This is a genomic window from Pseudomonadota bacterium (assembly GCA_036141575.1).
Taxonomy (GTDB): Bacteria; Pseudomonadota; Alphaproteobacteria; order UBA2136; family JAPKEQ01; genus JAPKEQ01.
This window is the reverse complement of the sequence record JAYZXF010000016.1, coordinates 49,590-66,852: the sequence shown is the minus strand read 5'-3', so window position 1 is coordinate 66,852 and position 17,263 is coordinate 49,590. Positions and strand designations below refer to the sequence as shown.

Sequence of the window (17,263 nt, the reverse complement as noted above, 5' to 3'; positions counted from 1 at the left end):
AAAACGGATCGCTTCTTGAGAGTTATCCTTTGTACCTTTGTAGATAACACGCACTGCCACATAGCCATCATTAGTAAATTTAACGGCATTCCCAACAAGGTTGAGCACCAGTTGTTTAATACGTGTATGGTCAAACAAAATACCTTGTGGAATTGAGGTGTCATACTGGTAAATCAGCTCGACATTATTGGTTTCAGCTTCATTTTGAATAACCGTGAGAACGTCTTTAATTTCTTTATACAGGTTACCACGCGTACAGCAAATTTCGGCTTCACCGGCTTCAATTTTAGAGAAATCTAAAATATCGCCAATAATGTTGAGGAGCATATCAGCTGAGCTTTTAATGGTTTCAGCATACTGCTTTTGTTTCTCTGAAAGTTCGGTATTAAGAAGGAGCTCTGACATACCAACAGTACCGTTAAGTGGCGTGCGAATTTCATGGCTCATAGTGGCGAGGAAACGGCTCTTAGCATAGTTGGCTGCTTCCGCTTTTTCTTTGGCTTCCCATAGGCTGATTTGTGTTTCTTCTCGCTCAATGGCAATACTGGCTTGCCCGCAAATGTAACGAATGGTTTGGATAAGGTCGTCATTAAAATCCATCTCTTCATTAGAGAGAAATTCAAGTACGGCACGTGTTTTCCCTTGTACGCGAATCGGGAACCAAATGCCTGACATTAGGTCAGTATATTTAAGATGATCATCATCCCAGAAGGCGACTTCTTTACGGATATCTGGGTTGTAAGAAAAGTTTTCCACCAGAGCTTCTCTGAGCGGTGGGCATTGCGGGTCTACAATGTGCTCTACGGCAAGGTCTGCTAAGAAATCATTATACTCTGTACCTGTTTGCCAGCTAGAAATAATAGTAACGCTCGGGTCTTCCTCATTGTAGGCATAAACATTGGCAACAGGCCACCCTGTATAGGCGGTAATTTGCTTCATATATTGCTGTAACAGCTCTTTATAATCTTCCGCCATAAGGGTTGCTGTGGCTGTATCGTGCAAAAGTTTAATACGCTCACTTTCAAGCTCTAAAATACGGTTCTTCTCTTTAATTTCTTCAAACAGGTGAGCATTCTCAATTGCGACACTTACAAGGCTTGCAAACAGGGTGAGGGCGCTGAGGTCATGTTCTGTAAAGGAGTTGCCGTTTTCTGTTTCAATGCCAGAAAGGCCACCAATAATGCCATTCTTACCAATAAGTGGAACCAGTAGGGCACTATCTACGTTTTCTTCCCATTGAGTTTTGCTGTCATCTGCCCATGTATCTTCTGGTGAAAACGTGAGAGGTTTTTCGTTACTCAGTACCCAGCCACACATGCCGACATCCATAGAGAAAGAACTGCCAATAACATGTTCAGCATCTTCACCTGCGGCAGCAGCATAAGAGTATGAGGTTTTATCCTCATTAATAAGCGGAACCACCATGAGCTTTGCGCCCACAAGCTCCTTGGCTTTTTGAGCAACCATCATGAGGACTTCATCAAGGTCTAGATTACTGGATATGGCTTTGACCACATCACTAAATAGCTCAATCTCAGCGTCGCGCTGTTTTAAAATCTTTTGCAGGTCCCCAGCTGTTTCCATTAGGCGCTTGCCTCCAATGGTTCAAGTAGGTCAGCATTTTGATGAATGTTGCCAATCACATTCAAGCTGGTCACAATATGTAAAGACACAGCACTTTCACTGTTTTTAAGCTCATAACGGCCGTTGGATTGGTTATAAACGACTTCACCAACCATTTCTTTATTCACGCAGGCAATATTAATGTTGCCCTTGCAAATGTCACCTTCATACACATCTTGTTTGCTGGCATCTTGCATGCCAACCATTTGCATAATGTTTGCTGTATGAGCAGGAAGCTTATTTTCAAACATAGTAAAGCTTTGGGTTTTTGCGTCCCATGCTCTGAACTTTAAAAGTGCCATATGTGCTTACCTTTGGCTTGCATGCAGGTTGGTTGAGACGTTATCCAGTTTGTTGACAATCACATCAAGAACGGGAGATGTGGCTTTAACATGTTCAAAAATTTCACTGAGCTCTGCCTCTGAGGCATCTGCATCAATATTGCAAATAAGTTTAAGGTTTTCATAGCCGTTGCGTTTGGCATCCATACCAAGAAAGCCACCAATATCAAACTTGCCTTTTGTTTCAATCTCGAGGGATTTAATATGAATACCTCTGAGCGATGCGTGGCAGGTAATACCAATCATCAGGCATGAAGAGAGTGCCGCAAGAACAAGCTCAGTAGGGCAGGCTGCGCCACATTTACTCGAGAGGTCTGGTGCACCTTGCAGTGGCAGCATGTCTGAGCACACTTTAATGGCTTGTTCATCTGAGCCGCGTCTTACATAGGTTTCAGAGAGGCCCCCACTTTTCCAAATGGATTTAGCTTGAACATGAACATCTCTTAAAGATTCATTATCTTGAATAACTTCGACAGTTTCTGTAATTTTCTCAACGTTTAAGCCGTTAATCATAGATGTTCCTATTCTCATTATTATCTCAAGCCATGCTCGCGCACGTATACTTATGGTAGTAACTCTCTAATTCTGCATGTTAAAAACAAACACGCCAAAATAAAACCGACAGGCTGTTAGGGTTCTGAAAAGATATATAAAAATGCTGTGTGAAAAATGTTTACTTATCTCGAGAGTCAATACTTCTCATACGGGAGCTACGCCATTGCCCCTTTGAGAGCGTGGTGAGGAACTCAGCAGCAAAGTGATTCATTTGAGTTTGGACTTTTCTTTTGCCGTTTCCGCCAAGGTCTTGGTGGGTTGCATCTTTGATAATACCCACGCGTTTGTTTCCCGAAACAGGAAGGCCATAAAAGGCGTCCAGACGGGAGATGTAAGTTTCGCCATCTAGCGTGTCGTCTTTGGTGCCAGTCATCATGAGCATTGGCTTTACAATTTTGGTCCATGCCGCTCTAGAAAACACCTTTCCCACGCCTTGAGGGGAGAGAGCAATATAGGCCGTAAAACGGTCTTCCCCCTTGATGGGCAGTTTCGATTTAGCACCTGCTTCTAACACAGTAAGTGCTGCACCCATGGCATAGCCTCCCATGACTTGAATCTCAGGTTGGCAATTTTGTGTGGCGTATTTATATGCGGCAGAGAGGTCGAGCATGCGAGCCTTAAATTTATAGGTATCATGGCTTGCTGCTATAAATTCTTCAGTACTTGCACCAACTACGGTGTCCTTGTTGCTTTCTGGGTGATTCATGACAGCAACATTAAAGCCTTTTTTTGCAAAAGACAGGGCCATGAAAGAGAGAGAGGAGCCATCATCATTGAGACCATGAGATAGAATCATAATTGGGTCGCACCTCTCTTGTAGCCATGCGCCGTAGAGCGTTAGAGAGAGTGGTTTATCATCTGATCTTGTGACTTGAACGGTTTCTTGTGCATGCACATGGGCACCAGCTGTGAGGGTCACAGCCATCATTAAGAGTGTCCAGTATGCTTTAAGTTTCATATATATATTATAAGAACTTATACAAGCAGAACAAGTTGTGTACCTCTGTTTTAGGGTGTGTTTCTAAGGTTTTGGGGGGCATACTTGTAATTCAAAAAATAATGTTTATACATATACCAAACGTCTCTTTCTTTCCTTTTATGTATGTGGAAGCCTCTATGACAAAAGATAACAATCCCCCCGTCGTAAATCTGAATACCCTCTTAGATATTACTGCAGATCAGGCAGGTACGTTTACAAAACGAACTGAACCGTACTCTGTGGTTGAAAAGGTGGATGTTCTTGTTGGAGCGATTCAGCGTATAGAACACAACCTTGAGCACAATATTGGCTTAGGCAGTGCACAAGATGTGAAACTGTGGGCCAGTATTGCTGGCCGAGTTCTGCGTTCTTCACACCATGTGATGCAGGATCACCCTGAAACCACGCATGACCTTTCTGGCGTTGCTGCCCGTGCAGAAACGTGTATTGAGCGCTTGCAGGCCCTTTAAACGAAATCATTCAACACTCCCATTTGGGGGTGTTGTTTGTTTTTTAGGTATAAAAAAACACCCCGAGGGGTGAGTTCAAGAATTACTGGCGGAGACGGTGGGGTTGATTCGGGCTAAAGCCCTTCACCCTTCGGGCGGCTATGCCTAAAGGCATCCCGTCAGCGCTTCACTTTGCCATTCACTTCGTTCATTTGCTGAGCTTCGCTTTCAAACCCGCGGGTTCTCATCCCTAATTAAATTTATCCTGCTTCAAAATAAAAATTCCCCTAAACAGGGGAAATTAATTTACTGGCGGAGACGGTGGGATTCGAACCCACGATACGGCTTTACACCGTATAACACCTTAGCAGGGTGCCGCCTTCAGCCACTCGGCCACGTCTCCATACCAGTGGGCAGAGAATGCCGCGCGCAGAGGGAGTTGTCAACCATCAAATATATGGTTTTTAACTTTTTTCAAAAAAAATGCAAAAAGTATAAAAAAGCCTCTTGCCAAAGCTCAAAAATTTGTGCATATTCACCTCCGTCGCCGGTTTAGCTCAGTTGGTAGAGCAACTGATTTGTAATCAGTAGGTCGCGAGTTCAAATCTTGCAACCGGCACCATGTTGAAACCCCCTCGGAACAAGGGGGTTTCAATCGTTTTAAAGGCTCTTTTTCTTTCTCTCAACATGTATGCATAGTATGCATTTTCTCTGCTCATAAAAATTTCAAAAAAATCACCTCTCAGAACATTGTTTTTACACAAAAAGCAGATGTATAGCCAAAATAGCGAATAACTATATATTGACACTGCATGGTGTGAGAGCATACTATATATAGTGTCAGAGGGACAAAAAGTGAATACAACGCCAGCACACTCTTCAAGCTGTTGAGTTGTAAGAGAAATCAACTTTAAAGAGCTGTTTAAGCTGTCCTGTGACAAGGCATGATATACAAAATTCGGGTGCAATATATGGTGCTGTACCCACAAATAATAAAAATAATAAAAAGGGTCAGGCCATGTCTGTTATCGTTTATACAAAACCTGCGTGCGTGCAATGCGTAGCAACTTATAAAGAACTCGACCGCAAAGGTATTGAGTACAGCCTGATCGACATCATGCAAGATGAAGAAGCGATGAACACTGTTCTTGAACTTGGCTACCGCCAAGCCCCTGTTGTGGTAACAGAGGACGACCACTGGTCTGGTTTCCGTCCAGACAAAATTGCGACGCTGACGCCAAGCCGCATGGTTGCATAACTTTAATGCTATAAGGACAAAGGCCATGATGCAGCCCCCATGTGTTGTTTACTTCTCAACCAGTTCAGGCAATACGCATCACTTTGTTGAAAAGCTAGAGATGGATGCCTTTCGCATCCCTACATCGCCAAAAGATCCACATCTAGAGATGACACGGCCTTTTGTCCTTATTTGCCCAACATATGCAGCTGACGATGGAAGCGGCGCAGTGCCTAAACAGGTGATCCGCTTTCTCAACGACCCCAATAACCGTGCCCATCTCCAAGGTGTGATTGGTAGCGGCAATACTAATTTTGGAGAATACTACGCTTATGCAGGCGATGTAATCTCAAGGAAGTGCAACGTGCCGATGCTCTACCGCTTTGAACTCAGAGGCACACCAACTGACGTAAGACGAGTACAAGAAGGACTAGGAAAACTATGGACGCAGCAAAAAACGCTCAAACAAGCATCTTAGAGAACGAGGACACAGGCCTAGAGCTTGTACATAACGCAGATGATACATCTGAGCTGAGTTATTTTGACCTCAATGCAATGCTCAACCTGGTTGATGAAAACGGCCAAATTCAGTTTGATAAAGATAAAGAAGCCGCGCGTCAGTACTTCTTGCAGCATGTAAATCAAAATACTGTGTTCTTCCACAACCTAGAAGAAAAGCTTGGTCACCTGACAATGAAGGGTTACTACGAGAGCGAAGTTCTTGGCCAGTACGAGTTTGACTTTATTTCTGGCTTGTACGACCACGCTTACGGTAAAAAATTCCGTTTCCCTGCGTTTCTTGGTGCTTACAAATACTACACGTCTTACACACTTAAAACATTTGACGGCTCACGCTACCTAGAGCGTTACGAAGATCGTGTTGTGATGACAGCTCTTACCCTTGCACGTGGTGATGAAAAGCTCGCAACACAGCTTGTTGATGAAATCATTGGCGGGCGCTTCCAGCCAGCAACGCCGACATTCCTAAACGCGGGTAAAAAGCAACGTGGTGAGCTTGTGTCTTGCTTCCTGCTTCGTGTAGAGGACAACATGGAATCGATCTCTCGCGGGATTAACTCATCTCTACAGCTCTCTAAGCGTGGCGGAGGCGTTGCTCTTATGCTGACAAACCTACGTGAGACAGGCGCACCCATTAAGAAAGTTGAAGGCCAATCTTCTGGTGTGATTCCAGTGATGAAGCTTCTTGAAGATTCATTTTCATACGCCAACCAGCTTGGCGCAAGACAAGGTGCCGGTGCCGTTTACCTAAACGCACACCACCCAGACATCATGAAGTTCCTGGATACCAAGCGTGAAAACGCAGATGAGAAGATCCGTATTAAGACTCTTTCTCTTGGTGTTGTGATCCCAGATATTACGTTCAAACTCGCAAAAGAGAACAAGAACATGTACCTGTTCTCACCATATGATGTTGAGCGCATTTACGGCGTTCCATTCTCTGAAATTTCAGTGACTGAAAAGTACGACGAAATGGTGGAAAACCCACGCATTAAGAAAACAAAAATTAACGCACGTGAACTGTTCCAAACAATTGCGGAAATCCAGTTTGAGTCTGGCTACCCGTACATCATGTTTGAAGATACAGTAAACAAAGCCAACCCGGTTAAAGGCCGTGTATCCATGAGTAACCTTTGCTCTGAGATTCTACAGGTCAACAGCCCAAGTGAGTACGATACAAACCTAGACTACAAAACAATGGGGAATGATATTTCTTGTAACCTAGGTTCACTGAATATTGCGAAAACAATGGATTCACCAGACTTTGGCAAAACAGTTGAAACATCTATTCGTGCGCTGACTGCTGTATCAGAAATGAGCCACCTTGACTGTGTGCCATCTGTTGCGAAAGGGAACGATGAAATGCACGCCATTGGCCTTGGCCAAATGAACCTGCACGGTTACCTTGCACGTGAGCACATTCACTACGGTAGCGAAGAAGGTGTAGACTTTACAAACATCTACTTCTACACAGTGACATACCATGCCGTTAAAGCATCTAACGCCCTGGCAAAAGAGCGTGGCAAGGCTTTCAAAGGCTTTGAAGAGTCTAAGTACGCAACAGGTGAATACTTTGATAAGTACACTGAAAAAGAGTGGACACCAGCAACCCCACGCGTAAAAGAGCTGTTTGAGAAAGCGGGCATTCATATCCCAACACAAGCAGACTGGGAAAAGCTGAAGAAATCTGTGATGAAGCACGGGATTTACAACTCGTACCTACAGGCTGTACCACCAACAGGTTCTATTTCTTACATTAACAACTCAACATCTTCTATTCACCCAATCGTGTCGAAGATTGAGATTCGTAAGGAAGGTAAAATCGGACGCGTGTACTACCCAGCGGCATTCATGAATAATGAAAACCAAGAGTACTACAGGGACGCTTACGAAATTGGCCCTGAAAAAATCATTGATACCTACGCTGCAGCAACTCAGCACGTAGACCAAGGCCTGTCTCTGACACTGTTCTTCCCAGATACAGTAACAACAAGAGACATTAACAAAGCACAAATCTACGCATGGAAAAAAGGCATTAAAACCATTTACTACATCCGTCTGCGCCAAATGGCACTAGAGGGTACAGAAGTTAAAGGGTGTGTCTCTTGCAGCTTGTAAACGCCCTCTAAGAGTGACCTTTTGTTTGGTTTGCTGCTGAAGTACGAGAGAAGTACTCGGCGCAGCTTCACCAAAGCAAAATCTCATCTCATAGAGAACGTTTTAGGAAAAATAAACCAGATTAAAAATGGTTAAAAAAATAAGGATTAAAACCATGACAGCAGAACTCAAAGTTGTTGAAAACCCAGTAAGTCGCGTTCAAGCGATTAACTGGAACCGCATGGAAGACGATAAAGACCTAGAGGTTTGGAACCGACTAACCGTTAACTTTTGGCTACCGGAGAAAGTTCCACTCTCAAACGATATTCCATCTTGGAACGCCATGACAGCGCAAGAGCAAGAGCTTGTAACACGCGTATTTACAGGCCTAACTCTACTGGACACGATTCAAAACACTGTTGGCGCGCCAAAGCTTATGGAAGATGCAATTACACCGCATGAAGAAGCTGTTCTCAGTAACATTTCATTCATGGAAGCGGTGCACGCACGCTCTTACTCATCAATCTTCTCAACACTTTGCTCAACAAAGGTCATTGATGATGCATTTGAGTGGAGTGAGCAAAACCCATTCCTTCAACGTAAAGCCCAGCTGATTTTGGATGAATACGAAGCAGATAGCCCAGCGAAGAAGAAGGTTGCAAGTGTCTTCCTGGAGAGCTTCCTGTTCTACTCAGGTTTCTACCTCCCAATGCACCTCTCTAGCCGTGCGAAGCTGACAAACACAGCTGACCTCATTCGCCTCATTATTCGTGATGAAGCGGTACACGGCTACTACATTGGTTACAAGTTCCAAAAAGCATTTGAAAAAATGACGCCGATGGAGCAAATGGAAATTAAAGAGTACGCAGTCTCTCTATTGCTTGAGCTATACGACAACGAGATCAAGTACACTGAGTCTCTGTATGATGACCTAGACCTGACTGATGAAGTGAAGACATTCCTTCACTACAACGCCAACAAAGCGATGATGAACCTTGGCCTTGACCCTGTTTTCCCAGAAGAAACAGCACAGGTAAATCCAACGATTCTTTCAGCGCTTTCACCAAACGCAGATGAAAACCATGACTTCTTCTCAGGGTCAGGTTCTTCATATGTCATTGGTAAGGCTGTTGAAACAGAAGATGAAGACTGGGATTTCTAATTCTCAGGAAACACCACGAAAAAACCCCTGCTTTACGCAGGGGTTTCTTTCATTGGGTCGATTTTTCAGCAGGGGCTGTTACAGCAAGAAGAATGCTGCCGCCGCAACGGCTGCTGCCACCACCAGAATGATGGGCAGAGCGCTGCTGCCGCCGGAAGAGGCCTGCGGTGCTGCAGTCGAACCAGCAGAGCTGGACGGTGCAGAACGCCGGCGACCACCACCGGAACCGTAGCGCGGACGAATGTTGTCCAGACGGCTGCCATTGGGGATTTCAACGCCAGTGGCTTCAAATTCCCAACCGCTGTCGGTGCGCTTCAAAAAGCCAAATTCCACAGCCTTGCCCGACAGGTTGTTCACCAGCGGGAAGCGGAAAAGCTCCGGGGCCGTTTCGCTGGATCCGTTACAGATCCGCATATAGGCCTTTTTGATTTCGCCAAAGGTGCCGCCGCTGTAAATGTTGGCAACCAGAGCCACCTTGTTCACATCAGCAGGGATACGGCTGGTGTCGATGAGGATATGTTCATCGTCGCCCACGCCGTCACCACCAGACTGCTCGTCATCACCACAGCAAATTGCGCCGCCCAGGATAGACTTTCCGCCATAATAGGCCATGGATGTCGAGCCATTGTCATGGATCGCAATCGCACTGAAGTCCAAGTCCCAGCTGCCGCTCGGGGCTTGCCAGCCGCCGCCGACATAGAACTGCGTGGCGCCAGAGGCCTTTTCTGTAAGGTCGAAGGATTGTTTTTCCTGAAGTTCAAACATGTTGAAGTCCTTTTCAGGTTAGAGGGAAGTTACGCAAGCTTACGACCACGGATCGTCGTCGTCAGGTGTGCTTGCAGGAGGGGTTGAAGGTGCAGGTGCTGCCGGCGGTGTTGGCCGGGTTTGCTGCGGAGGAGGAGTGGGTGCTGCTGGGCTTTGGTTCCAAGCCGCAGCTTGGTCCAACGCATCACGAAGCTTGGGGAACTCATTTGGGTTCAAACCAATTTTTTCGAAGATTGTTTTCACAACTTCGGCTTCGTCTGCATCAAAGTCGCCATCCGCAGAGGCGATTTCAACACACAGTTGGCCAGACACATTGGCAAGAGCAGGGATGCTTTTCAGCACATTCACGTCATCAGCATAGTTGCTGAGCGCAAAATCCATGCTCACCATTTCCACATTTTTGACAACCTCAGTGACAGTTGCCATAAATTGAGCGCCGTCAAAGCCTTTTGTCAGCTTATGCAAGCTGATAATCACTTGGATCTTTTCAGCCTCTTCAGGCTTCAGCTGGCCATTTGCGCCAGCAGTCAGACCAGCAGCAACAGCAACAGCGTGCTCTATCATTTGCCGGTCTTTTTCATCCAAGTCACCGATTTGGCCAATCAGCTCCTCTAGCTTACCCACACCAATGTTGGCAAGCCCTTTTAGTTTTCGGCCGAGACCACTGAACATGGTTAGCCTCCTTTGGTGTTAGGGGTGAATGGAAGGGTGCAGGAAAACCTGCACCCTGTTCGCGAGAATTAGGCGTTCGGGTTGAAGCCGGCGCCATATTTGTTGGCAATCGGAATCACCTCACCATTGGTGCCCAGAGCAGCGCCGGTACCGTTGAAGGACCAGTCGCCGTTCACGCACTCAATGCGGCCGAATTCGATGGCAACATCGGTCTTGGTTGCGCCCTTGGACAGGGTAAACTTGCGCAGTTCCGGCGAGTTTTCATCCGAACCGTCACAAACCCGCACATACGGGTTGCCGATCTGGCTGAAGTTCTTGCCTTCTTTGGCGCCGTTCGCAATGTTGACCACGATGGCAACGCTTTGGTTCGGTTGCAGCTTCGACACGTCGATGATTGCGAATTCATCATCACCGTCATCGCCGCCGCCGTCTTGGGCGTCATCGCTCAGCTGGACACCGCCAGAACCGTGGCTCTGGTTACCGTAATAGACAAAGTCCGGCGTGCCGGTCAGTTTGCCATCGGTCAGAACAACAGCGATCAGGTCCACGTCAAACGAACAGTCCCAGCCCAGGCCGAAATAGAACGGTTTCTTTTCCTGCAGAACGAAGGACGGTTTTTCTTCAAGCGAAAATTCCATGATGGAACTCCTTATAGTAGTGAGAAACCCACAAGGGGCAATGAAAGCCATGCACCTAGAGGTGATGGCACGAGTGTACAGCATGTTAATCGTTACCGATTCACAAGGAATGCACTATAAAAAACTGTATGCAGATGCGTGTACAATGCCACCTTTAGTATACAATGCTTGTTTTGTCAATCAGATATGGAGATTTTTTCTAAGATTTTTCAATTCAATTAAATGTGAATATGAAGAGCATTTGAGCACGAAAGCAGAGGCTTAATGCACGTTTTATAAATCTAACGGCTTGACAGTATACATATTAAATGAGAGCATTGTATGCAATTTATGCATCTGAATCTGTCTTTTGCGCATTTTCGCGCATCATCCTCTCTCTTATAAGGAGACACTAAGATGAATTCTGTACAAAATGGTGCCTATCTCAAAACGGCACGAAATCAACTGATATTGAAAGCACTGATGGTGCTTGGATTCTTCATTGGCGGCTCGATTTTTGGTCTGTTTGACCTGATCCTGCCAGATGACATGCTGACCCACGTCTGGATTGGTGCCATGGCACTGATCTTCCTTGGCGCAGCGCTTTTTCAGGTTTTGCCGTACCAAGCTATGGTGGATCGTGAAGTGGCTCTGCTGGCCAAAGTCAAACAGCAAGTGAGTGGCGGAGAAGAGGGCTATAAGCTCGCTTTGGACACTGACACGCTGAATGACAAGGAAAAGAACACCTTTTTGGCTCAAGTTCTTGCAAAGTTGCAAGGGCTGCGTGGACAAAAGGATGTGGAAGTGGATGACCTGGTCCTGCTGGATTGGTACGCCACAAAGCATGCGCAACGCGCCAAAGGAATCCATTGGGTAAAACGCAACCTTCTGACCTACGGTATCGTGGGGACTTATGTCGGTATTCGTCTGGCAACTGCTGGCGCAGACATCATGGCCTCTGGTGAAACAGAAGCTGTTTTCCAGTTTGTGGTGATGATGTTTGAGTACCTTGGTCTTGCGATCATGAGTACGCTTGCTGGTCTGCTGTTTGGTTCGGTTTTCATTGGTCATGCCATTGACCGTACCGAGCGCACTGTCCAAGACATTGCGAATGACTTGCACTTGGAGCTCTATTCTTCCGGCTTTCTTGCTTGGATGAATGGTGCTGGCAAGGAGACGCATGCGTCATGATACACCAGCGGTCTTTTGGACGGCACTGGGGGAATAATGACAATGAGGCAGAACAAGATGCGGTGATGGATGACTTGTTGTCAGCCATGATCTTCATCCTGCTGATTATTGTTGTTGCTCTTTTGGTGCTGTTTTCCAAGGGTGAAGCTGGTGGCGGCCCTGCGTCAAGCTGGGCTCCGGGGATTGCGCTTCGTTTTGAGGCGCGTTCAGGTTATGGCCAAGAAGGTGGTTATGTACGCGAAGGGCAATGCCCTCGTGAAATTGATGGCCACTGGCTTGGTGATTTAAGCCACTTTGTTGAAGGTACGCCCTTCATTAAAGAAGAATACCGTGAGATCTATCTGAAGCGTCCTGTGGAATGCATTATTGTAGACCAAGACCTTTACGCACGTTACACCACGCCTGATGGTACGGTTTACGATGTGTTGAGCCTTGACTCTCCCAATAAGCTCCCCAGTGCTGAAGGTGCGTTTGCTTACAGTGTTCCGGCTTACTTGAACAGTAACCCAACTCATGGCCGGCCTTTCACGCCGAGACGTTCAGGGGATGGCTATAACAGCGCCCCCTTGTACCAACCTATGCGTACGGAAGAAATGACGTACCGCCACAAGTTCTTGGCGCCTGGTCACTACAGCTTTAACATTGTACTGGACGAAAGTTTTCAGGACATGCTGTGGAAGATGCAGGTTCCAAACTATAACTTTAAGCCCGCGATGCCAACTTGGCCCGTGTCGTTTGAGGTTTACCTTGTGGTGTTTGAAGGGACAGATCAGGAAACTGTTCTGTTTAATGATATTGTTACGTTTACCAGCCTGGATGATATGCTTGAACGCACTGTTCTGAGCTTTGAGGTTGATGAAAATGGCAAAATCATTCCGGATAGCATTGACCGTGAGACGCAAGTCAGTATCAAACCCTTGATTCAATAAACACTGCGCACCGCCGCGTTTGTGGCGGTGCTTTCTTTCCCTCTCTATGGAGGTCTCAATGAGACGTCGAACACGTTTTGGAACGGCCTCTAATGAGGCTGAAGCCAATAACAACATTAAAGCCCTGCTGGACCAAAAATGGGTTCTGTTTTTTGGGCTGCTGATTGTTGCTGCTTCTTTGATCCTTGTGTATTTCGCGAAAGTGAGTGACACATTGGGCGCGGAAGATACAGCTCTTGCTGAACGTCCGGGCCGTGTGGCTCTGCGCGCGCAGATTAGCTGGGATGGCAACCTGAATGACGCTTATGCCCTAAAAATTGGCGAACGATGCCCGCAGATTGGAGATTCTGGATTTAACCCCAGAAAGCTTCCGCCAGAATGCGCCACAAGTGATGTGGACCTCTGGATGATGCGCATTACGCCACATGGCAAGGAGGTGGTTTATAATCACCGTATTGCTGATACAGACAGCTTGATGATTCATACACCCGATGATCGGGGCTCTGTGAATCAAACGCATGAAGGTACGGGTGACCCCATCTATACCACCGTGCGTGCAGAACAACTGCTTAGCCAATATGCATTCCTGCCTCCGGGCCGGTATGTCATTAACGCTGACTTGTTCCGCCCTGAGCTGTTTGATGAATCCCACATAACTCGCGTGAGTGGCTTTATTGTTTTCAATGAAGGCCAGGAGAGTGAAGTGGAGGTTTATAAAGGGCAAAAGGAAATCTCAATAACATCCCGTGCACCCCGTGAGGTGACACTGGTTTCTTTCACCATTGACGCAAACAATGAGTTGGTTCCTGAGTCGATCGATACGACGACCCAGTACCCCTTTGTTGTGCAGCGTTATCAATAATGAGGAGTCAGTGATGTTCTGGCAAATCCTAACGTCGCCAACCTATTGGCGTAGCGTGTTTTCAGGGGATGCCGAAATTGGTTACCTCTGGAGCATCTTTCTAAAAGAATACGGCGACCCTTTCACCTTTGGTGTGATGGCGATGACTGGCGTGACCTTTGCTGGCCTCGTTTACATTGTTCTGCGTTATCGCAGAGGCTTTTGGGGCGTGGCTTTGGCGGTGGTTGCCGGTGTGACCTTTATTTTGCAAATGGCTCTGGGTGCCTCAATGCCGACTCTGTATGAAAATACAGGGCGAGGGATGCCACATGGGGCTTGCCCTATGCTGGCGTTTGACCAAGACGGCCTTCTGATTATGGAAGAGTCGACCATTGAGTTGAACGGCAGAGAAGTCCCTGCGCTGGTGGCCAAGAAAAACATCTTCACGGTGAATGTTGATCCTGTTCAGGATGAGCTGGGCGGTGAAGAGCGTATTGGTCTGCTGTTGTCTAACACAGCTGTATTTGGCGAAACTTTCCCGCGTTATTGCTCAATTGCAAGCAACGAGGCTGGGGACGTGGTGCTGGATCGGATTGCCTCTTATGAGACACCGATTGATACAACCGTATTGCAAGAACTTTTACATGAAGATGGCCTGCCATTTGATGTGTACTGGAAACTGGTAAATGGTGAGCTTAAAGTGCAAGACTTTGCCATTGCCCTTGAAAAGTTTCTTGGACATGACCTGCTGCCAGCTTATGCCTCTGACCTTGAGCCTCTGCTGAGAGCTATGGTCGAAGAGGTGAAGACAGCTTCTCTGACCATTTGGGATGAGACAGAGCTGAAGCTTCAGGCAGATATCATCTTTATCACCAAACTGGAAGAGTTCGAGTCAAGAACCTTCAACCGCGCACCGCTCATTTCCCTGCCGGGAATGCCACCTTATGAGCTTCTAGACCCTCAACAAGAAGAGGGAGATGGAGAATCAGAAGGTGAGGGCGATGCTGACGGAGTCGAAGGCGGAAACGGTGGTCAAGGCTCTGAACGAGGACTTGCCATGCTTCTAGAACTTCTTGAGTCTGGCGCCATTACTTTGGACCAGCTGAACTCCATGACGGATAACGGAACCGCAAGCAGCGAAGGCAGCTTTGGTGGTGTTATTCTTCCTGGAATCCTCAAAGAGGACTCTGATCGACGCTAAAGAAAAAGGCACCCTGTTGGGTGCCTTTTTCATGTTTTATCGCTTATTGGAGTGCCTGAACAGCTGCCGTAATGTTGGCCCCAACCTGACGGTTGATGGCTTTGCGCTCTCCCCTGGAGAGGTCTTTTACGCCATGGACGCTGAAAGAGTACACGTCCTTTGTGATGGTGGTGCCTTCGTCGCTGGCAAGGATGACATGCCAGACTTTGTGCAGAGTTGAACCTTCAAGGCCATCGACGTGATACCTTGCGTAGGTTTGGACTTGGCCAGGCTGTGTGAGCTCTTGGGGGCCTTCAACCAAAAACTGCTGAAAGCTTTCATTGGGAGCCTTTGCAAGCCGTTTCAGTTCTGCGTAGATCGCTTCGGCATCCTGCGGCATGTGGCCAGATCTGGCCATTGTACATGCCGTTTCAACGCCAAAGGTTTGCACGCAGTATTGCACGTGGGCAAACTTCACTTTGAGGAATGTCCGAACAGGATCTTCTTCAGAAACTGTGGCTGGCCCAGAGATGTGAATCTGCTGCGCGTCTTGTTTGGTTGAGGTGTCACAAGCGGTGAGCAGGCCAAAAGCTGCAAGAGCAAAAAGAAGGTGTTTCATAAGAGTTAACCTTTTTAACGGGAGAGAAGGTGAGGGGAATTAAGCTATATATAGGTATTAAAATTCTAAAATCAAGGAGAATTTCTTTTAAGACTTGAAGTGTATACAACAAATCTGTATAGTGGAAAAATCTTGTAATCTAAATCGTTCATCACGCGTAGAAAGCTGCGCTGTCATTATAAGGAGAGGTCTTATGAGTCTCTTTTTTTGGCGGAAGCGCTTCGAGAAGCGCTACCTTGAGCCCAACGACTACCTTCAGCTCAGAAACAAATGCTTTAAACGTGTTGCGTTTGCCTTCGTGGCGCACGCACTCATGTTCATGTACTTGGAACTTCTTCCAGAGAACATGGTTGGCAATGTTTTTGTTGCGTATCTGGTTACCCTAAAACATGTGTGGATTATGGTTTTCACCCTAGATGTGAAAGCCATGGACGCCATTTGGGTCACTTGGGCAACCTTCACCACTGTTGGTTACGGTGATATTAGTGCGACCACCCCCTTTGGGCGGCTCACAACCATTGCGATCGGGACTTACGGCATCTTCCAGTTGCCCGGTATCCTGACGTATCATTCGGAGTATCACTCCTACCAACGCGAACTGAAACAAACTTACAGATGGGAATGGAAGGACATGACAGACCATATCCTGATTGTTGGCCTTCCTGTTCAAGGGACGGCCCATTACGTTGAAAGCCTTCTTGAGCAAATCAAAGGGCACCCCGACTTGATGAAGCACGAGATTCAGTTTCTTGCTGAAAACGTGCCTGCCGAGCTGCAAAGCATTGCGAAAAAGCTCGACATGAACGCCACAGGCTACCGTGGGTCAGGCTCGGATGAGCGTGATCTTGAAAAAGCCAACGTACGCAGTGCTGCCATGGTGCTGGTTCTTTGCCCTGATCCGACACGTAAAGATGCTGACGATGTGATTTCGTCCATTGTGTATCGGATTCGGCAGAACTTTGCTTACCGTGGTTTGGTAATTGCTGAAGCTTCGGCTGACCGTGATCTGGCATATATGAAAACAAACGGCGCAACATCTGCTGTGCTTGCCGACCACTACCACCCCGGTATTTTGGTTTCTGAGGCGTTGTCTCCTGGTGTTTATGCGCTGAACCGCGATAACTTCCAAGCGGGCGGCATTGATACCAATGACTACCCCATCACCATTAAGGATGCCTCCTGGGCTGACGTGGCCTGTAAGGCTGTGCATGCTGGTTGGGATTTCCGTGGTTATGTGAACGGCAACGGTGATACCGTGAGTCGTATTTTAGCTGAAGGCGACAGAGTCAAGGACTGTGTGAAAGTGTTCATTGCAGCCCCTTACGACGCTCAACCTTCCGCACGGAAAGTACGCCAAGTCCTAACGGACGGGCTGGAATAAACTCTCAAACGAAGAAAAGAGGCACCGTTATGGTGCCTCTTTTTTTGTGACACAAAGAGAGGTATGAAAACATCACAGGTAGATGAAAGTTTTTCTTTAAGGTCTG

At 46.9% G+C, this 17,263-nt stretch carries 18 protein-coding genes and 2 tRNA genes; 11 read left to right on the top strand and 9 right to left on the bottom strand.

Annotated elements, in window-relative coordinates:
* The 4 genes from VX730_07290 to VX730_07275 all read right to left on the bottom strand — a co-directional run.
* A partial coding sequence (locus VX730_07290; protein MEC9292185.1) for a GAF domain-containing protein occupies window positions 1-1,584 on the bottom strand: 1,584 nt, incomplete at its 3' end.
* Complete coding sequence (locus VX730_07285; protein MEC9292184.1) at window positions 1,584-1,925, bottom strand: YopX family protein; 342 nt, start codon at window positions 1,923-1,925, stop codon at window positions 1,584-1,586. The genes VX730_07285 and VX730_07290, both read right to left, overlap by 1 nt.
* A 6-nt stretch (window positions 1,926-1,931) precedes the next feature.
* Window positions 1,932-2,477, bottom strand: a complete 546-nt coding sequence (locus VX730_07280) for an OsmC family protein (protein MEC9292183.1) — start codon at window positions 2,475-2,477, stop codon at window positions 1,932-1,934.
* A 160-nt stretch (window positions 2,478-2,637) separates the two neighbouring features.
* Entirely contained in the window at window positions 2,638-3,477 is an 840-nt protein-coding gene (locus VX730_07275; protein MEC9292182.1) for a hypothetical protein, read from the bottom strand.
* A gap of 158 nt (window positions 3,478-3,635) precedes the next feature.
* On the opposite strand from VX730_07275, the gene VX730_07270 reads away from it, so the two are divergent.
* Window positions 3,636-3,968: a hypothetical protein gene (locus VX730_07270; GenBank protein MEC9292181.1), complete on the top strand. Its 333-nt coding sequence runs from the start codon at window positions 3,636-3,638 to the stop codon at window positions 3,966-3,968.
* A gap of 289 nt (window positions 3,969-4,257) precedes the next feature.
* Here the strand turns inward: VX730_07270 and VX730_07265 are convergent.
* Window positions 4,258-4,350: transfer RNA gene (locus VX730_07265), tRNA-Ser, on the bottom strand.
* Between the two features lie 143 nt (window positions 4,351-4,493).
* On the opposite strand from VX730_07265, the gene VX730_07260 reads away from it, so the two are divergent.
* The 5 genes from VX730_07260 to nrdF all read left to right on the top strand — a co-directional run bounded on the left by VX730_07260 (window position 4,494) and on the right by nrdF (window position 8,962).
* Window positions 4,494-4,569: transfer RNA gene (locus VX730_07260), tRNA-Thr, on the top strand.
* Between the two features lie 396 nt (window positions 4,570-4,965).
* A complete protein-coding gene (nrdH, locus tag VX730_07255) occupies window positions 4,966-5,205 on the top strand; it encodes a glutaredoxin-like protein NrdH (GenBank protein ID MEC9292180.1) in 240 nt (79 codons plus the stop codon).
* A gap of 25 nt (window positions 5,206-5,230) precedes the next feature.
* The gene (gene nrdI, locus VX730_07250; GenBank protein ID MEC9292179.1) at window positions 5,231-5,662 is read left to right on the top strand and encodes a class Ib ribonucleoside-diphosphate reductase assembly flavoprotein NrdI; all 432 of its coding nucleotides are present in this window, start codon (window positions 5,231-5,233) and stop codon (window positions 5,660-5,662) included.
* Window positions 5,626-7,821 (top strand): class 1b ribonucleoside-diphosphate reductase subunit alpha, encoded by a 2,196-nt coding sequence (gene nrdE / locus VX730_07245; GenBank protein ID MEC9292178.1) that lies wholly within the window; start codon window positions 5,626-5,628, stop codon window positions 7,819-7,821. The genes nrdI and nrdE overlap by 37 nt, the downstream gene beginning before the upstream one ends.
* A 154-nt stretch (window positions 7,822-7,975) precedes the next feature.
* Window positions 7,976-8,962 (top strand): class 1b ribonucleoside-diphosphate reductase subunit beta, encoded by a 987-nt coding sequence (nrdF, locus tag VX730_07240; protein MEC9292177.1) that lies wholly within the window; start codon window positions 7,976-7,978, stop codon window positions 8,960-8,962.
* Window positions 8,963-9,040: 78 nt separating this feature from the next.
* Here the strand turns inward: nrdF and VX730_07235 are convergent, their stop codons facing one another.
* The 3 genes from VX730_07235 to VX730_07225 form a co-directional block, all read right to left on the bottom strand.
* Complete coding sequence (locus VX730_07235; GenBank protein ID MEC9292176.1) at window positions 9,041-9,727, bottom strand: TerD family protein; 687 nt, start codon at window positions 9,725-9,727, stop codon at window positions 9,041-9,043.
* 39 nt (window positions 9,728-9,766) lie between these two features.
* On the bottom strand, window positions 9,767-10,399 hold the full coding sequence (locus VX730_07230) for a TerB family tellurite resistance protein (GenBank protein ID MEC9292175.1): 633 nt from the start codon (window positions 10,397-10,399) through the stop codon (window positions 9,767-9,769).
* 68 nt (window positions 10,400-10,467) lie between these two features.
* A complete protein-coding gene (locus VX730_07225) occupies window positions 10,468-11,037 on the bottom strand; it encodes a TerD family protein (GenBank protein ID MEC9292174.1) in 570 nt (189 codons plus the stop codon).
* 396 nt (window positions 11,038-11,433) lie between these two features.
* Here VX730_07225 and VX730_07220 point away from each other — a divergent pair, with 396 nt between their 5' ends.
* Genes VX730_07220 through VX730_07205 form a run of 4 tightly spaced genes read left to right on the top strand, consistent with a single transcriptional unit; the run spans window position 11,434 to window position 15,178 of the window.
* Window positions 11,434-12,207 carry a hypothetical protein gene (locus VX730_07220; GenBank protein MEC9292173.1) on the top strand — a complete coding sequence of 258 codons (774 nt, stop codon included), beginning with the start codon at window positions 11,434-11,436 and terminating at the stop codon, window positions 12,205-12,207.
* Entirely contained in the window at window positions 12,204-13,136 is a 933-nt protein-coding gene (locus VX730_07215) for a hypothetical protein (protein MEC9292172.1), read from the top strand. The genes VX730_07220 and VX730_07215 overlap by 4 nt, the downstream gene beginning before the upstream one ends.
* A gap of 58 nt (window positions 13,137-13,194) precedes the next feature.
* The gene (locus VX730_07210) at window positions 13,195-13,998 is read left to right on the top strand and encodes a hypothetical protein (protein ID MEC9292171.1); all 804 of its coding nucleotides are present in this window, start codon (window positions 13,195-13,197) and stop codon (window positions 13,996-13,998) included.
* A 13-nt stretch (window positions 13,999-14,011) separates the two neighbouring features.
* On the top strand, window positions 14,012-15,178 hold the full coding sequence (locus VX730_07205) for a hypothetical protein (protein ID MEC9292170.1): 1,167 nt from the start codon (window positions 14,012-14,014) through the stop codon (window positions 15,176-15,178).
* Between the two features lie 43 nt (window positions 15,179-15,221).
* Here the strand turns inward: VX730_07205 and VX730_07200 are convergent, their stop codons facing one another.
* Window positions 15,222-15,776, bottom strand: a complete 555-nt coding sequence (locus VX730_07200; GenBank protein ID MEC9292169.1) for a hypothetical protein — start codon at window positions 15,774-15,776, stop codon at window positions 15,222-15,224.
* Window positions 15,777-15,969: 193 nt separating this feature from the next.
* On the opposite strand from VX730_07200, the gene VX730_07195 reads away from it, so the two are divergent.
* Window positions 15,970-17,157 (top strand): potassium channel family protein, encoded by a 1,188-nt coding sequence (locus tag VX730_07195; protein MEC9292168.1) that lies wholly within the window; start codon window positions 15,970-15,972, stop codon window positions 17,155-17,157.
* The last annotated feature ends 106 nt before the right edge of the window (window positions 17,158-17,263 follow it).

Bases quoted from the DNA above. Each gene is read 5' to 3' on its own strand.
- VX730_07270 (MEC9292181.1), top strand. From the start codon at position 3,636: ATGACAAAAGATAACAATCCCCCCGTCGTAAATCTGAATACCCTCTTA.
- VX730_07280 (MEC9292183.1), bottom strand. From the start codon at position 2,477: ATGATTAACGGCTTAAACGTTGAGAAAATTACAGAAACTGTCGAAGTT.
- VX730_07225 (MEC9292174.1), bottom strand. From the start codon at position 11,037: ATGGAATTTTCGCTTGAAGAAAAACCGTCCTTCGTTCTGCAGGAAAAG.
- VX730_07210 (MEC9292171.1), top strand. From the start codon at position 13,195: ATGAGACGTCGAACACGTTTTGGAACGGCCTCTAATGAGGCTGAAGCC.
- VX730_07285 (MEC9292184.1), bottom strand. From the start codon at position 1,925: ATGGCACTTTTAAAGTTCAGAGCATGGGACGCAAAAACCCAAAGCTTT.
- VX730_07200 (MEC9292169.1), bottom strand. From the start codon at position 15,776: ATGAAACACCTTCTTTTTGCTCTTGCAGCTTTTGGCCTGCTCACCGCT.
- nrdF (MEC9292177.1), top strand. From the start codon at position 7,976: ATGACAGCAGAACTCAAAGTTGTTGAAAACCCAGTAAGTCGCGTTCAA.
- VX730_07235 (MEC9292176.1), bottom strand. From the start codon at position 9,727: ATGTTTGAACTTCAGGAAAAACAATCCTTCGACCTTACAGAAAAGGCC.
- VX730_07215 (MEC9292172.1), top strand. From the start codon at position 12,204: ATGATACACCAGCGGTCTTTTGGACGGCACTGGGGGAATAATGACAAT.
- nrdE (MEC9292178.1), top strand. From the start codon at position 5,626: ATGGACGCAGCAAAAAACGCTCAAACAAGCATCTTAGAGAACGAGGAC.
- VX730_07275 (MEC9292182.1), bottom strand. From the start codon at position 3,477: ATGAAACTTAAAGCATACTGGACACTCTTAATGATGGCTGTGACCCTC.
- VX730_07195 (MEC9292168.1), top strand. From the start codon at position 15,970: ATGAGTCTCTTTTTTTGGCGGAAGCGCTTCGAGAAGCGCTACCTTGAG.
- nrdI (MEC9292179.1), top strand. From the start codon at position 5,231: ATGATGCAGCCCCCATGTGTTGTTTACTTCTCAACCAGTTCAGGCAAT.
- VX730_07230 (MEC9292175.1), bottom strand. From the start codon at position 10,399: ATGTTCAGTGGTCTCGGCCGAAAACTAAAAGGGCTTGCCAACATTGGT.
- nrdH (MEC9292180.1), top strand. From the start codon at position 4,966: ATGTCTGTTATCGTTTATACAAAACCTGCGTGCGTGCAATGCGTAGCA.
- VX730_07220 (MEC9292173.1), top strand. From the start codon at position 11,434: ATGAATTCTGTACAAAATGGTGCCTATCTCAAAACGGCACGAAATCAA.
- VX730_07205 (MEC9292170.1), top strand. From the start codon at position 14,012: ATGTTCTGGCAAATCCTAACGTCGCCAACCTATTGGCGTAGCGTGTTT.